The 14,001-nt window shown below is 49.6% G+C and carries 12 protein-coding genes; 4 read left to right on the forward strand and 8 right to left on the reverse strand.

The features are described from left to right. Positions 1–104: 104 nt before the first annotated feature. The 5 genes from CRG97_RS08730 to CRG97_RS08750 all read right to left on the reverse strand — a co-directional run bounded on the left by CRG97_RS08730 (position 105) and on the right by CRG97_RS08750 (position 8,013). Complete coding sequence (locus CRG97_RS08730) at positions 105–3,359, reverse strand: carbohydrate-binding protein (protein ID WP_098742658.1); 3,255 nt, start codon at positions 3,357–3,359, stop codon at positions 105–107. Between the two features lie 81 nt (positions 3,360–3,440). Further along, the gene (locus CRG97_RS08735) at positions 3,441–4,790 is read right to left on the reverse strand and encodes an ABC transporter substrate-binding protein (RefSeq protein ID WP_098742659.1); all 1,350 of its coding nucleotides are present in this window, start codon (positions 4,788–4,790) and stop codon (positions 3,441–3,443) included. A 100-nt stretch (positions 4,791–4,890) separates the two neighbouring features. Beyond that, on the reverse strand, positions 4,891–5,790 hold the full coding sequence (locus CRG97_RS08740; RefSeq protein WP_098742660.1) for a carbohydrate ABC transporter permease: 900 nt from the start codon (positions 5,788–5,790) through the stop codon (positions 4,891–4,893). A gap of 14 nt (positions 5,791–5,804) precedes the next feature. Further along, positions 5,805–6,695 carry a carbohydrate ABC transporter permease gene (locus CRG97_RS08745; RefSeq protein ID WP_098742661.1) on the reverse strand — a complete coding sequence of 297 codons (891 nt, stop codon included), beginning with the start codon at positions 6,693–6,695 and terminating at the stop codon, positions 5,805–5,807. Next, positions 6,682–8,013 (reverse strand): glycoside hydrolase family 125 protein, encoded by a 1,332-nt coding sequence (locus CRG97_RS08750; RefSeq protein WP_098742662.1) that lies wholly within the window; start codon positions 8,011–8,013, stop codon positions 6,682–6,684. Before CRG97_RS08750 ends, CRG97_RS08745 begins: the two co-directional genes overlap by 14 nt. Positions 8,014–8,527: 514 nt before the next feature. Here CRG97_RS08750 and sigK point away from each other — a divergent pair. Then, the gene (sigK, locus tag CRG97_RS08755; protein ID WP_006208952.1) at positions 8,528–9,229 is read left to right on the forward strand and encodes an RNA polymerase sporulation sigma factor SigK; all 702 of its coding nucleotides are present in this window, start codon (positions 8,528–8,530) and stop codon (positions 9,227–9,229) included. 107 nt (positions 9,230–9,336) lie between these two features. On the opposite strand, the gene CRG97_RS08760 is transcribed toward sigK, so the two are convergent. From CRG97_RS08760 to CRG97_RS08770, 3 genes are all read right to left on the reverse strand, one after another. After that, positions 9,337–9,609 carry a hypothetical protein gene (locus CRG97_RS08760; RefSeq protein WP_237566344.1) on the reverse strand — a complete coding sequence of 91 codons (273 nt, stop codon included), beginning with the start codon at positions 9,607–9,609 and terminating at the stop codon, positions 9,337–9,339. A 313-nt stretch (positions 9,610–9,922) separates the two neighbouring features. Then, entirely contained in the window at positions 9,923–10,201 is a 279-nt protein-coding gene (locus tag CRG97_RS08765) for a hypothetical protein (RefSeq protein WP_098742663.1), read from the reverse strand. 87 nt (positions 10,202–10,288) lie between these two features. Further along, a complete protein-coding gene (locus CRG97_RS08770; RefSeq protein ID WP_098742664.1) occupies positions 10,289–11,125 on the reverse strand; it encodes a sugar phosphate isomerase/epimerase family protein in 837 nt (278 codons plus the stop codon). A gap of 306 nt (positions 11,126–11,431) precedes the next feature. Between CRG97_RS08770 and CRG97_RS08775 the strand changes: the two genes are divergently transcribed. From CRG97_RS08775 to CRG97_RS08785, 3 genes are all read left to right on the forward strand, one after another. Then, positions 11,432–12,397 carry an acetylxylan esterase gene (locus CRG97_RS08775; RefSeq protein ID WP_098742665.1) on the forward strand — a complete coding sequence of 322 codons (966 nt, stop codon included), beginning with the start codon at positions 11,432–11,434 and terminating at the stop codon, positions 12,395–12,397. Positions 12,398–12,681: 284 nt separating this feature from the next. Beyond that, entirely contained in the window at positions 12,682–13,056 is a 375-nt protein-coding gene (locus tag CRG97_RS08780; protein ID WP_098742666.1) for a Na-translocating system protein MpsC family protein, read from the forward strand. 149 nt (positions 13,057–13,205) lie between these two features. Beyond that, on the forward strand, positions 13,206–13,985 hold the full coding sequence (locus CRG97_RS08785) for an ABC transporter ATP-binding protein (RefSeq protein WP_098742667.1): 780 nt from the start codon (positions 13,206–13,208) through the stop codon (positions 13,983–13,985). The last annotated feature ends 16 nt before the right edge of the window (positions 13,986–14,001 follow it).

Genomic DNA, 14,001 nt, shown 5'->3' on the forward strand with positions numbered 1-14,001 from the left:
CAACAGACAATGGGTGCAGGTGAAATAAAGCAAAAAGTGACTCCTGAATCATCAGGAGTCACTTTTTTACATGTCAGCATGGTTGCCGCTATAGCGCTTTAGGTTTACTCCAAGCCATCCTGCCAATCTTCGAGCAGGGAGTTCGCATCGGTATTTAATACCGTTTTGGCTTGATCGCTGACGTTGCGTCCCATCGGCTCTTTATTCAGGTGCTTAGTGAAATTCTGCATATGCTTGACGGCATGATCCACTCTTCCCAGATCCAATTGATGCTGTACCTGGTTAAGAGCGTTGGTCAGCTGAGGAATGATCGCTCCGCTTACATCTCCTGAATCCGCGAATCGGGCGATTAATTGTTTCATGGAAGGCACGCTGGTGATGACCCGGAACTGGATTGTTTTATGAAGCTTGTTACCGGAGCGATCTTCAGTCGTAACCGTTGCTGTTATGTCGCCCAAATTACCGGCCAGATCGATATCGATGGCGTCCTTGGTCAATGGATCCAGCGCATATGCTTTGCCGTTGATGGTTATTTCGGCAAATTGGATGGCGGAAGTGTCCGTGAATTTGAAGCTGAGGACCATGTAATCCTCCAAAGAATCGCCATCCTCCAAGCTCTTGCCATTGGCGGTCAGAGTGAAGGAAGGAGCATCGGTAACCTCGACGGTGACTCCCTGCGAAACATTTCCGGACCGATCAACGGACCGGATGAAGAGCGAGTAATCCTTGCCCGCCTCGATTCCCTGTATCACCGCTGTTTGAATACCACGATTGACCTCGATGACGTCGCCGACCTGCTGTCCATTGCTCCGCAGCGTAATTTGCACTTTTTGAGCATCGATATCATAAGGACCATCCCAAGACAGCGTTATGTTTCCTTCACCGCGCTTCACCTGCACGTTCTCTACCTCACCCGGGGCAACGTCGTCCTCTTCGGGTATGGTGGGAGGAGCAGGCTCCGTAAATACGGCCGGATCGCCAAAAGTGAATTTATCAAAGTTGTATAACCAGTCTCCACCTTTGAAAGACATGAATACAATGTGTTTTCCCGTTACAGGGGTAGTTACATCCGTCGAGAAAACTTTGAAATTTTGCCAGCCTCCGGTCCCTGAGACGGTGGCTGTTGCAATGACCGGACCGCCCAGACTGTCCAGTCTGACCTCGATCGTCCCGCCAGCCGTGGCGCTGGCTGCGTTGACATGGAATTGGGTAGGGCTTTCGCTGCCAAAATCGACATAATTATACATAGCATAAGGGTTATTCGGACCAAACATCCCGGCTAAGTAAGTTTCCCCGCCGCCGGTTTCTCTGCCGAAGCCTACCCCATTCGTATAGTTTTCGGCTTCCAGCTTCTCGTAAGCATCTCTTGCTTTTCCTTTCATGGTGGTAAAGGTGAACCACTCCAGATTGAGAGGGTAGTCGCTGTCATTCGCTCCCTTGAAAACAAGGTATACATCGTGAACGCCTACAGCGAGGGTGTCATCGATATTCGCCATGATATCGACCCAGTTATCCCAGCTTCCCAGCGCCGGAATTTGAACGACACCTGCGGTAGGTCCATCTAGACTGTCCAATTTAATCTCGATCGTGCCGCCTTGATTGCCGCTTGCCACATGCACAGTGATACCAGCCGCGCCAGTTCCAAAATCAATTCCTTCATAAGAGGCATAGGCATTGTGATGGATTCCGTCCAAATATCCGAACTCGGCATGTTTACTAAGTCCTTCGCTGCTGTCATAATTTCCGGCCTTCAGCTTGGCATAGGCGTCGGTTTCGGTCGGGTCCGTCGTCGTAAATTGAACCCAGTTTAAATTGAATAAATAATCGTCATTTGTCTTGGTGAAGACAAGATACACATCATGGACGCCGGTTATGGTGCTTGGCGCTCCCTGGTCATCTTTAAGGAGGGTGACGGCATCGATATAATGATTCCAATCGCCCGTTCCCTCTACGTTCAAGGTCCCGACTTTGGGGCCATCCTTGGAATCAAGCCGGATCTCAATTTGGCCTCCGCCCGTTCCGCTAGACGCTCTGGCAATGAAGCCGATCGCGCCGTCTGATCCGAAATCCACATTTTTGTAAGCGGCATAAGAGCCATGCTGGATTCCGCCTAATTGCAGTGAACCTTCAAATGAACCCTCCAGCACGAATCCGGCCCCAATGTTGTAGCGTTCCGCTTCGATTTTCTCAAAGGGGTTTTTGACGGCATAACGAAGCTCCGCTTCCATCGGCTTGATAACGTTTAAAGCTTGAACGGCAGCGGCCGAGGACCAGGATTCATAGGTCCCGGACAGCAGCTGTCCTGCCCAGTTTCCATCCACGATATGATCCGGATTGCGGTGGCTCCAGGCCATTTCGACATTGAATGCAAGCCATTCGTCGAATTCAGCGCTGAATTCGGGGTGCTGGCCGGTTTCATCCAGTGTCTTTTGCAGATAGGCCAGATTGCGCATCAGGATCGTTTTGCCGCCTTTCAGATCTCCGTTGGGGCCTTCGTAATTCAATACCCCGTTTGAATCCACCAGGTGATTCTTGGTGAATTTAGCGGCCTTGACCGCGTCATCGAGGTAAACGGCATTTCCGGTCGCTTCATACAATCCGACGGCCGCTCCGATGTATGTACCCTGGTTGTAGTGAGTGGCATCCGGAACCGCGCCATGTTCAACTTCGATACGGTCGAACACTTTTCCGTTTCCGTCCGTAAGCATCGTTTTGCCCCATCTGAATATTTTGGTTGCCGCGTTCAAATAATGCTCATCTTTTGTAATATCGTAAAGATAAAGTGCAGCTTCCGCCGCCGGGAAGTTAATGCACGCATTCTTGGTATTATGGTCGCTGTTCAGCCACCAAATGCCGCCGCTCGCGAACTCTTCATCCCACTGCGTATCGTACACGAAATCGAAATGATCCTTTGCGGCCTTCAAATATCTTGGATTCCCGGTGATTTGATAGGCTCTGGCGCTTCCCATCGCCCACCACATAATATCGTCATTGAAGGGATTATTCGTCCAATCTTGGCCGTACTTGGCGACGGTGCCGTCATATACATCGTCGATCTGCGTTTTAAGCTCGGCTTTCAAGGCAGGATCGGAGGTATGCTGATATGCATCCATGACCAATTCCCACAGCTCTGCCTCCACCCAGAAGTCTTGATGCTTTTCTCGCTTCGAGTCCTTCCAGAACATCTTGGCGTTCGGGTCCCAGAATGTATCGTTAAAAGCTCTCATCGCAGTATCCCCGTCCGATGCGGTATAGGCGTAGGCTTTGGACGATCCGATGCCCGGCATGGAACCGAGCATAAGCGCGATAGCCAGAGGCACCGCCAGAAACCTGAAAAGTTGACCTGATCTAAGTGACATGAATGTTCCTCCTTTATTTTCAAATTCGAAGCCGATCCGTTCCATTCATGATCGGCTTCATGAGCTTCACGGTTCCGGTTACTACTTGCCGGTCGTAATCACTTTGTTGATTTTTTCGGCCATCACATCCAGTTCGGTGATTGGGGCTTTGCCCATCAGAATGTTTTTCCATGATGCTTCTATGAACGGGTACGCTTTGCCTGCCCATGTCGACAGGAAACGAACCGGCTGCGTATTCTGGGATTTCAGAATATGATCAAGGCCTTCGCCCACTTCAGGATGTCCGGCCGCTTTCAGCGCTTCGTAATAAGCTGCGGAAGATGCTTGATAGGCTGCAGGAGCCACCGGGGTTGAAGGGAGGACTTCCTCGTACATTTTGGAATCCAGGTACTTGAGCACTTTCCATACCGCTTCCGGATTTTTGAGCGTTGCCGGACTGGACCAGCCTACAGCGTCATAAATCTCGGTCTGGCTGTTTACCACCGGCATCGGCACGTAGCCCCACTCCAATTCCTTCGGAGCCGTACGGATCAAATCATCGGCTACCCATTGCCCCTGCAGGGTCATCGGGACTTTACCTTGCTTGAACGAACTCATGGCATTCGTTAAGTCAAAGGTAGGGGGATTCATGTAACCGTTTGCAATGGCGGATTTATATTTCTCGACTCCCTCTCTGAACGGGTCACTGATTTCCACCTTCGTTGGATTGATGATGGCATCAGCGAAGGGAGCGCCGCTTGCGGATACCGAATAGAGAGAGACGTGGAAGGGGTCAAGGGGAGCGTAATAACCAAATTGCTGCACGCCGCCCTGATTGCTCGAAAGTTTTTCCATCGCCGTGAAGAATTCATCATAGGTCCAGCCAATCTTCGGTTCCGGAAGGCCTGCATCCTGGAATGATTTTTTATTGTAAAAAATGCCGTATGTGTTCAAGAGGCCCGGCAATCCGACCAACTTGCCTTCATAGTACCAGCTGTCTACCACGCCGTCGTAAAAGCCCTCCATGAACGCTTTGTCCTGTGTTGCAAGCTCCGTCCAGTCATAGAGAAGTCCTTTGCCGGCATTATCGAGCAGCATGTCGTTGCCGGTCATAAAGATGTCGGGTGCTTTCTTCGCCGTGATCATTCCGTTAATCTTGACACCGTAATTGTCCAATGGTGTAGGGATGAGTTTCACTTTGATGTCGGGGTTATCCTCTTCGAATTTTTTCATGGATGCCATGATTTTTTCGTTCATGGCCGCCGACTCCCAAGTAATCATCGTGACTTCGACGGGTTTCTTGGACCCGGCGTTAGCTTCTCCGGAAGGCGTGTTCCCGGGGCTCGCCGAACCGGAGCCTCCGCCGCTGTTGCCGCCGCAAGCGGCTAGCAAACTTGAAAATAACAGTAAAGTGATGATTCCGCTGGCCCACCTTCTAACACCCTGTCTCATTGAAAGACCTCCCAAAAGGTAAATTTAATGAACTGAACATCACATGGTTTTTACTTCAGTCAAGTTAGGATCGGCATCACCTCCCATACGGTTGGAAGCTTTACTTTAAACCCGCGGAATTCATGGAGCCAAGCCCTTGCATAAAAAACTTCTGGCCAAAGAAGAAGAGCAGCAGCATCGGCAGGATATAAATTAAATCCGCGGCCATAAACAGATTCCAGGCTGTCGCATAGGTGCCCGTATAGGTAGCCATCGCCAGTGACAGCGTCCATTTGCTTGGGTCGATAATATAGAGCAGAGGTTCCAAATATTGATTCCATGCCCCTTGGAACGCAAAGATCACCATGGTTATGATGACCGGCATGGACATAGGCACCAGCACCTTGAGCAGCACATAAAGGTCAGATGCTCCGTCTATTTTGGCAGCCTCGTCAAATGAAACGGAGATCGTTCTTATATACTGGACAAACAGGAACGAGAACGTGGCGTTTCCAAAAAAGGCGGGCACGATGATCGGCAGCCAGGAATCATACCATCCAATGCTGGTGTACAGGTTAAACATGGGAATCATGCCTACAAATCCGGGAAGCATAAGGCTTCCTACAAAAAGCGAGAACCACAGCTTTCGTCCCGGGAACTTTAGCCGTGCCAGCCCGTAGCCTACCAGAACCGAGCTTATAATCTGCCCGATCGTGCAGGTAATCGCAATAAACAGGGAGTTGCCAAACGTTTGCCAAAAGTTGATTTCCTTCGTTCCGGTTACAAAATTGGACCAATGAAATTCCCGCGGAAACCATTCGGGCGGAATTTTGAACACGTCATTGTTGCTCTTCAGCGCAATGGTAACCATCCACAAGAGGGGGAACAGCATCGCAATGGCGCCGATAGCCAATATGACAAAACGAAAGGCATCAATCCAGTTAAACCGTACTCTTCGTTTAACGCGTATGTCCGCTGCATTCAGATTTCCTTGTTGTTTGGGCCATACTTCCGTTTGCATCACTTCTTACCCCCTTATTTGTCGCTTTCGTAATAAACGAACCGGTTGGAGTACCGGTAAGAAATTACGGTAAAGATCATGATGATGACGAACAGTACCCACACTTCCGCGATTGCATAACCAAACATTCTTCCATTGAAGGCGTCGGTATAGATTTTGTAATTCAGCAGGGAGGTGGAAAAGTTCGGGCCGCCTCCGGTCAACACCTGAACCTGGTTAAACGCCTGGAATGCGCCGATGATGCCGAGTATAAGCTGCAGGAACAGGATCGGGGTAATCATGGGCAGCGTAATGTTAAGCGACATCCGCCACCTGGAGGCGCCGTCGACTTCCGCCGCTTCATACATTTCCTGGGGAACCGACTGTAGACCGCTCAGAAAAATGATGACACTGGATCCGACCTGCCATAAACCGATTAACACGATCGATGGAAGCGCTGTCGTTTCACTGGTCAACCAAGTGCCCGGTGGCAGTCCGAACTCTCTTAGCAGTGAATTTGCCAGACCGTATTGCGGCTCATAAATAAATTGCCACAACGTGAGCGTGGCGATGGAGGGAACGACAACGGGAAGATAAAAGATCGTGCGGAACCATTTGATGCCTGCCAAGTTTTTGTTCAGCATCATGGCCAATAACAAGCCTAGAATCAGTGATAAAGGAACACTCAGCATCACAAAGTAAAACGTTGCCCGGATCGAAGGCCAAAAAGCCGGATCCTCGGTGAACAGGTATCTAAAGTTCTCAAATCCGACAAAACGGGGAGAATCGTACCCGCTCCATTCTGTCATGGCGTAATACATGGACGACAACAGGGGGTAGGCGACAAAAATGCTGAAGCCGATAATGGACGGTAAAATGAACAGATATCCGATGACCCAGCCGCGAAGCTTCCTATTGGTTCCCATGGTGATCCCGATGACCTCCTCCGATATCATTCGCTTTGACTCGAATGCCGCAGTAATCCATGATCAGCTCGCAAAACATCATGTTAGCCCAGGAAAACCATGGGCGGGTAAAACGGGCAGGATCGTCTACCAGAAATCCTTCATGCATCATGCCGGTGCCTGCATCGGTATCGGCCATCAGCCGCAGCAGTCGAAGTTTCTCTTCCCGATCCGTGGTCGTCAAGCCTTGAATCGCCAGCGCAATCGGCCATATATAACGATCCGGCGTGTGGGGGCTTCCGACGCCTGCGGCGGCAGTGCCTTGATAATAATACGGATTGGCGTGGCTCAGCACGAACCTACGGGTATTCTGATAGACCGGGTCATCAGCGCTTGTATAACCCAAATACGGAATGGACAAAAGGCTGGGGACGTTGGCGTCATCCATCAGCAGATGGTTTCCCATCCCGTCCGTTTCATAGGCATATATTTTGCCATATTCGGGATGATCAAGAACGCCGTACGACTCAATGCCATGACGGATCTCAGCGGCAAGTTTCTCTGCCTCCGCTTCCAACTCGGGATCGTGCAGGACATCACGGCAAATCTTCGCCAGATAACCGAGCACAACGACGGCGAACATATTGGACGGAATGAGGTATCCGTATGCACAGGCGTCGTCGCTCGGGCGGAAGCCGGACCAGGTCATTCCCGTGTAAGCCACTTCAGCCCCTTTTCCACCGCGCGGCAGCGTGTCGCTTGGAGGACAATCGAAGCGTTCGAAGTAATACGGCGAATCGGTTTCGTGATGCTGCTCGGTTCGCCAGATGTCCAGAATGACCCTGGCAGCTGAATGGAACGTGTGATCCAAATGCGAGGTCCTACCGGTTTCTTTCCATAACAGGTAAGCAAGCTGAAAGGGATAGCATAACGAATCGATCTCATATTTGCGCTCCCATAGCCATGGATTCATGGCGGTGCGGTCGTTCTGATGGCCTTGACCGGAAGGCGAATCATTGAATGCATTGGCGTATGGATCGAGCAGGATGAATGCCGTTTGTCTGCGTACGAGCCCCTCGATCAAATCGGCCAGCTTGTCGTCGTGGCCCGCCGGAACGAGGAAGGGCCGGATTTGCGCAGCCGAATCCCTAAGCCACATGGCTGGAATATCGCCGGTAATGACAAAGGTGGTACCGTCGGGCTGTCGTTGAATGGTCGAACTCAGCGTGTTATCCAGCATGCTCTTGAACATATGTCCGAGCTTCGGATAAGCTGAGGTGCCTTCGGTTATCGTGCGGTTCAAATCATGCAATACAGAAAAATAGTCCGATGTGTACATGGTAAGCTTCTCCCTTCCATTCTTCAGGGTGTTAATCGTTTGGTTAGGTCATTATATAAAACGCTTACATTTAATATAATTACATACCAATTTAATGTCAATATATTATATTGATAAAAATTATGGCTGTTATATTATGTTGGTGTAGTGAATGGCTTATCGATCATTCTGTGGGTCCGCTTGTCCTAGTTTAGGAATATACCGTTGCGACAACGCAATTTATTATTTATTACAGCTTGTATTTATAACATGATATATTGGTATGTGGTGAAAGAACGGCCGTTAGTTGCGGTTGTCCATTGCTTGGTTGAGGAATCACTAAAACATCAAATGGTGTATCATTGCGGGCCGTCTTTTATGAATGGTCGGACAGATATCGGGGATTTAACGTTTTTACGAATCACTTTCCCTCGTACAGGCACTTCTGGGCCGTTGCCTACATAGAATGAGAAGACCGAGAGACCGAGCGCGATAAGGGCCGGTTGCATTGTAACTTCGCAGGAGGTGTCCTAAAGTGCCTGGATTGTTTACCGCAATTGCTTTGTTCATAAAAGAGTTGACCCTGCTCGTTTCGTACGTGAAAAACAACGCGTTTCCCCAGCCTCTGACCGAGGAAGAGGAAGCTAAACATCTGCAGCGAATGGCCGAAGGCGATCCTCAATCGCGTAATAAACTAATTGAGCATAATCTTCGGCTGGTTGCACACATCGTCAAAAAGTTCGATAACACCGGCGAGGATTTAGAAGATTTGATTTCCATCGGGACGATAGGACTCATCAAGGCGATTGAAAGCTTCAGGCCGAATAAAGGCACGAAGCTGGCGACATTTGCTGCCCGTTGTATAGAAAATGAGATACTGATGCATCTTCGTTCCTTGAAGAAGACACGAAAAGACGTATCCCTCCATGATCCGATTGGAACGGACAAAGAGGGGAACGAGATTACACTTATCGATATCCTCGGGACGGAAGCGGATGATATCGTGGATGCCGTGCAGTTAAAAATTGAGAAGAGCAAGATCTACCGGAACCTCGATATATTGGACGACCGGGAGAAGGAAGTTGTTATTGGTCGTTTTGGACTGGAAGCCGGCGGAGAAGAACGGACGCAGCGTGAGATCGCCAAGGAACTCGGCATATCGCGCAGCTATGTATCGCGGATAGAGAAGCGGGCGCTGATGAAGCTGTATCATGAGTTTTACAAGCAGAAACGTTAGCCGAAGAAAACTGAAACTGTGTTAACCACTGATGACCGAAACGGGAATGTCGATATAGAGCCGCTAAAGCCACTTCCTGTGATGGAAGTGGCTTTCGCTCGCTTGATTTATGTAGGGTTCAGCTCGCTCGGCTTGTTGAGTGCACGCAACCCAAACCGCATGGGATTCTGGGATTTATACTGCTGCCATTGCAGTACGCGGCGAATGGCCATCGGCGCAATGATGCTGCCAATCATGCCGAGCAGATCGGATTGAAGTGCTTTTTGAGCGATGATGAAACCGCAAGACCCGCCGATAAATTCAATGGACATGTAGCGCTTTAAACTGGATAACGTGACAACATAAATTACGAATTTATCCTGCTCCTTGATGATGGGCATGATGTACTCCCCCACTCCTTCACGTCTCTGTAACTGCCGACAACGGATTTCTACCTTTCTTGGAATCGTACGACTCTCTCGCAAGAAAAACCTCCGCTAAAAGCGGTCTGTCTTCTGAGTGACTACGGCGTGAGACGTTTTTTCATATGCCATCTTATGTATTTTTATAGGCTATTATGCTTTCCAAGCGAGGATACAAGCCCTGTTACGACAAAAACCAACCGTCTTGGCCATAGAAAAACTGCACCTCCAAATGTTAGATGGTGTCTAACAAGTGGGGTGCAGTTCACGACGGTTGGTTTTTAGTTCGGCTCTACTCGGGTTTCCTTTGTCCCGGGTCTGCTTGAATGCTCTCGTCTTCACCGGGATACTCCCGTTCGATGCCCATGTGCAGGTTGCGATCCTCATAGTCAAACCGATTCGGAGACCGCTGATCCTTGCGCCATGGGGTGCTCTTGCCAAGGGAATCGCTGCGGAGATCGGAACCGTAAGGTCCCTCGGGAAATTCCTCGGCCACCAGATCGTTCCGCTGTGACTCAACGGTGGATAGGTCCGTAAAGTTATCCCGTTCTTCCTTCTCAAATCCGTTCATTCCTGAGACCTCCCGAAAAGGTACTTAAGCTACCGTTTCAGTGTTCCCCTGAACAGATGGAATCATTCCGTTATGTGTCCTGGCTTACTATAATCCTGCAGCACCGAATACGCTGTCGAAGGCTCGCCGTGATTTAGCGATCAATTCCTCAGGAGTCCCGGTCGGCGTGGAAGGCGTCAATATTTCTTGTGTAACCGGGCCTGCATAGCCGATATCGTTCAGAGCCTGAAGGAACCCCGGAAGATTAATTACGCCTTCACCCGGATAAAGCCGATCATTATCGAGAACATCCCCCACGGGAATGTCCTTGGCATCGTTAATGTGGACATGAACGATTTGTTCGGCGCGCAGCTGCCGGATATCCGCAACCGTCATCTCATTGGTGTACCAGTGATAGGCATCATACAGTAGCCCGACATTCGGTTCCCCGATGGCATCGATCCAATCCAAAGTCTCTTGTACTGTCCAGATAAACGGGTTCTTCCATTGGGTGCGCAGATGATGCGGTCCTACAAACTCCAAGGCTAATCGAATTCCATATGCTCCCAAAATGTTGGCACAAGCCCGCAGCCTTGTGGTGGCCAGCGCCATGAAATGAGCTGCTGGTGCGTCGGTGGAAGGAAGAATGTATGTACAGCAGCGAGTGCAGCCGAGGCCCTTGGCAGCTGCCGCTGCAGCCGGTAGTTTCTCGAGTCCGCTTAGGAACTGCTCGTCCGATCCTCTCCATTCCACGGGAAGACCGATTGCCCCAACTTCCAGTTGGCGGGATTGCAGCATATCGGTTGCCGCTCCCACGCCTAGGCGGTCTACAAGACCTTTGGCATCGATATCGACGCATTGGAATTCATATTTGGCCGCGAGTTCGATAAACTGTAAATCGCTTTCAAGTTTTCCGAGTCCTGCGCTTGTTAAACCTTGCAGCATATTCATCGTCTCCATTCACTATAAGATGTCGTATTGCTAGAGGCGGGCGCTTCGTTTATATCAACCCTTTGGTTTTTCATAGTTTCTATTATGATATGTTCCACTCTATAAATCTATGATCGCTTTTTAGTTTTTTTAAGAAAGTTTTTCGAGCTTGTAGCCATAATCCGATTCGGTTGTTGATAGAAGGTTGTGGATGAATGCGGATGAATTCCTACTCTTTCGAAGGGGATTACGGACGTTATGCCGAAATAACCATGTTACACGAACGTTCATTTTACTCGCGAAAAGGAGATTTAACTCAGAATGAATACCATTGAGCTGCGTAAAAAAGAGCTTGGCAACGTGTATCCGGAACCCACAATCAACGAGGAGGTTTTGAATCAATTTTGGGAGGAAGTGTTGAAGGCGTATAACGAAAAGCCGCTTCACATCGTTAGTCTACTGGAAGCGACGCCATATCCTTATATGGAAGTATCCAAGGTCACCTATCATGGTTATGATGATACGCCCATCCATGCTTGGTATATAGCTCCAGCTAAACATTCTTCAGACGAAAAAAACCGACCGTGTATCGTAACCTTTCCAGGTTATTCCGGAGACCGTGGATTTCCAGAACGGTATGCTCACTGGCTGATGCTGGGTTATGCGGTGTTTGCCGTGGATGTCAGGGGACAGGGCGGGGAGACGGGGAATCTGCTTCCATTGGACAGCGGCGTGGTTAAGGGCTGGGTGACGCAGGGGATTACGGATATTCGTCGCTCCTATTACATGGCAGTTGTGATGGATGCTGTGAGAGCGGTGGATGCGGCATCGCAGCAGCCAGGAGTGGATCCGAAAAAAATTGCCGTGGTTGGCGGCAGTCAGGGTGGCGGACTGTCTCTGCTTGCAGGGGCCTTGAATCCGAAGGTTGCGGCCATTGTGGCCGACATTCCCAACATGTGCAGGATGGATTACGGGATTCTGCATTCGGTCAGCTCGCTGAACGAAATCGCCCAATACATCAAGCGGTACCCGGAGCAATTGGATAAAATTCTGGAGCATCTCTCGTATTTTGACATGCTGAATCTGGCGCCGCGAATCCAGGTGCCGGTCATGGTATCCGTCGGCTGGAAGGATACGGTCTGCATGCCCGAAACCATATATGCCGCATACAACCGAATGAAATCAGCAAAAGAAATAAGAGACTATCCGTTCTCTGGCCATGAAGTCAATGAGTACCAGAAGCGGGAGGGCGTCTTGTTCCTGGAACGAATTTTTAACGGGGAATAGAACATGGTGACAGATTTAGGGAGGGCGCTGGGCTCGACGGTCGCTAAGGACTGCTCTTTATATAGGAAGAGGACAGAAGTGAACGGAATTACACACGAAAAAGCGTCATGTATATGTTATATAAGGTAACATAAATTAAATATTTGTTATCTTTTTTGACGTAAACGTATTGACAACTACCCGAAATCACCTATAATTATACCCAAGGACAGAAAAAACTCGATAAGCACCCTATACCTGCCCCGGTCAATGTAATATTAATTTACACAAAGGGATGTTGAACCATGATGACAGCAGGCGAACTCAAGCAGGATATTTTGAGGGTTTACAACGCGATAAATAAGAAAATATTTAACGTGGGTGTAAAGCAGCAAAAAGTCGATTTCGTTGGCAACAAAATCATCATTGTGTCGAGGAATAGTAGAGTCCCCGTCCTCAAACTGCTGGATGAGAATTACCCCCTCTCTACCCGGCAGTTGGACCACCTTTTATTCCAGGTGTTCAAGCAAGAGGTTAAAGCTTCCCTGGAACAGCAGTTTCAATTTAAAATCATCTCCATTCTTAAAGACTATGATGCAGAGACCGAGTTTTCAGGTACCATCGTATTCTTGGAGAAGGAGGTAGAAGCATATCTGAACGACATGCCGGAACTCGGGTAGAGAGCGGGCCGATCGTCAGTTTGGTACCAAGGTACACGTTGGTGTGCGGCTTGGGGCTGGACTGGCGGTTTTTTGTTACATCCGCTTTTGAAAATAAATGTTTGTTGTTACTGAAAAAACATGAAACTCAAAGAAGAGGAGGAAGGGCCATGACTCACAAAATCGAAATATCGGGCGTCAGCAAATGGTTTCGCAGAAACAGGGAAGAGATTCCGGCCATGCGGGAGACGAGTCTGGCGATCGAGGAGGGACGTTTTGTCAGCATAATCGGTCCCAGCGGTTGCGGCAAATCCACCCTGTTCAACATTATCGCCGGCCTGATGCCCCCATCCACGGGCAAAGTGATGGCTGACGGAAAGGATATCGTCGGCACGACCGGTTATGTGGGCTATATGCTGCAAAAGGACATGCTTCTGCCATGGCGCACCATCCTCGACAACATCATTCTGGGCATGGAGGTTCGGGGCGTTCCCTACAAGGAAGCCGTAGAGAGGGCGCTGCCCTTGATGGAGAAATACGGTCTGAAGGGCTTTGACAAGCATTATCCGAAGGAACTCTCGGGAGGGATGAAACAGCGTGCCGCGCTGCTGCGGACGCTGCTCTACGACCGGGATATCATTTTGTTGGACGAGCCCTTCGGCGCACTGGATGCCCAGACGAGGTTGACCATGCAGAACTGGCTGCTGCAGATCTGGGAGGATTTTGGGAAGACGGTTCTGTTTGTCACGCATGACATCGACGAAGCGATTTATTTATCGGATGACATCTATGTGTTCTCTTCCAGACCCGGACGGATCAAGTCCAAAATCACCGTAACGATGGAGCGTCCGCGAAAAACGGAAGACATGACGTCCCCGGCCTTCATGGAGCTGAAGCATCATCTCATGGATTTGCTGTCAGCTGGACAAGATGAAGAACAAATCTCTTAGGGAACAAGAAAAAAAT

It is taken from the genome of Paenibacillus sp. EZ-K15, assembly GCF_002573715.1.
Taxonomy (GTDB): Bacteria; Bacillota; Bacilli; order Paenibacillales; family Paenibacillaceae; genus Paenibacillus_AQ.

What these genes read in the sequence shown, in the direction of transcription:
- CRG97_RS08730 (WP_098742658.1), bottom strand. Translation starts at nt 3,359, where the DNA reads ATGTCACTTAGATCAGGTCAACTTTTCAGGTTTCTGGCGGTGCCTCTG.
- CRG97_RS08735 (WP_098742659.1), bottom strand. Translation starts at nt 4,790, where the DNA reads ATGAGACAGGGTGTTAGAAGGTGGGCCAGCGGAATCATCACTTTACTG.
- CRG97_RS08740 (WP_098742660.1), bottom strand. Translation starts at nt 5,790, where the DNA reads ATGCAAACGGAAGTATGGCCCAAACAACAAGGAAATCTGAATGCAGCG.
- CRG97_RS08745 (WP_098742661.1), bottom strand. Translation starts at nt 6,695, where the DNA reads ATGGGAACCAATAGGAAGCTTCGCGGCTGGGTCATCGGATATCTGTTC.
- CRG97_RS08750 (WP_098742662.1), bottom strand. Translation starts at nt 8,013, where the DNA reads ATGTACACATCGGACTATTTTTCTGTATTGCATGATTTGAACCGCACG.
- CRG97_RS08760 (WP_237566344.1), bottom strand. Translation starts at nt 9,609, where the DNA reads ATGCCCATCATCAAGGAGCAGGATAAATTCGTAATTTATGTTGTCACG.
- CRG97_RS08765 (WP_098742663.1), bottom strand. Translation starts at nt 10,201, where the DNA reads ATGAACGGATTTGAGAAGGAAGAACGGGATAACTTTACGGACCTATCC.
- CRG97_RS08770 (WP_098742664.1), bottom strand. Translation starts at nt 11,125, where the DNA reads ATGCTGCAAGGTTTAACAAGCGCAGGACTCGGAAAACTTGAAAGCGAT.
- CRG97_RS08775 (WP_098742665.1), top strand. Translation starts at nt 11,432, where the DNA reads ATGAATACCATTGAGCTGCGTAAAAAAGAGCTTGGCAACGTGTATCCG.
- CRG97_RS08780 (WP_098742666.1), top strand. Translation starts at nt 12,682, where the DNA reads ATGATGACAGCAGGCGAACTCAAGCAGGATATTTTGAGGGTTTACAAC.
- CRG97_RS08785 (WP_098742667.1), top strand. Translation starts at nt 13,206, where the DNA reads ATGACTCACAAAATCGAAATATCGGGCGTCAGCAAATGGTTTCGCAGA.